The sequence below is a fragment of the Helicobacter mehlei genome, assembly GCF_003660265.1.
In the GTDB taxonomy this organism is placed as follows: Bacteria; Campylobacterota; Campylobacteria; order Campylobacterales; family Helicobacteraceae; genus Helicobacter; species Helicobacter mehlei.
This window is the reverse complement of the sequence record NZ_QXQP01000066.1, coordinates 1-849: the sequence shown is the minus strand read 5'-3', so window position 1 is coordinate 849 and position 849 is coordinate 1. Positions and strand designations below refer to the sequence as shown.

The 849-nt window shown below is 49.5% G+C and carries 2 rRNA genes; both read right to left on the bottom strand.

Features of this window, described 5'->3' with window-relative positions:
* Positions 1 to 309: ribosomal RNA gene (locus EAO36_RS08260) — 23S ribosomal RNA — on the bottom strand; the annotation flags it as partial.
* A gap of 367 nt (positions 310 to 676) precedes the next feature.
* Positions 677 to 849: ribosomal RNA gene (locus tag EAO36_RS08255) — 16S ribosomal RNA — on the bottom strand; the annotation flags it as partial.

Below are 849 nucleotides of genomic sequence, written 5' to 3'. Positions count from 1 at the left end.
TGCAACCCCTGCCGGGTATCACACACATAGGTTTTAGCCATCATCCGCGTTCGCTCGCCACTACTAACGGAATCACAATTGTTTTCTTCTCCTACGGGTACTGAGATGTTTCACTTCCCCGTGTCAACCTCCACACCGGCTATATATTCACCGGCAGGTAACCACACATTACTGCGGCTGGGTTTCCCCATTCGGACATCCTCGGATCAACGCTTAGTTGGCAACTCCCCGAGGCATAACGCAGCCTCTCACGTCCTTCATCGGCTTGATATGCCAAGGCATCCACCGTGTGCCCTTAAAACAAACACTAAAACAACAATCACCCGTGGTTAAACAAGGTGATCATCAACGTTCGGATACACAATAAAATAAACAAAAAATAAAGATGCTCGCGTCCAACTATACAGTTCTCACACAACACAACACCCACACCACACACACCAGAACAACCGTTCCAGGCGGTGACTATGACTGCCTTGTTAGGAATAAACAATGTCATTCCAGACACCCAACAGCATGCCACATATTTTATGCACTTAACTGTGTAAGTGTGTTTGTCGATCCAGGGTCATCATCCACCCGATTATAATTGTGTTGATGGCAACCACACATGGGTTCCAACATCAACAACCCACACACCAGACACAGTCTGCGGTGGGTTAATAAAGCTCCTTAGAAAGGAGGTGATCCAGCCGCACCTTCCGGTACGGCTACCTTGTTACGACTTCGTCCCAATCGCCGATCCCACCTTCGACAGCTCCCCCCAGTAAACTGGTTGGGCCACTGGCTTCGGGTGTTACCAACTTTCATGACGTGACGGGCGGTGTGTACAAGGCCCGGGAACGTATT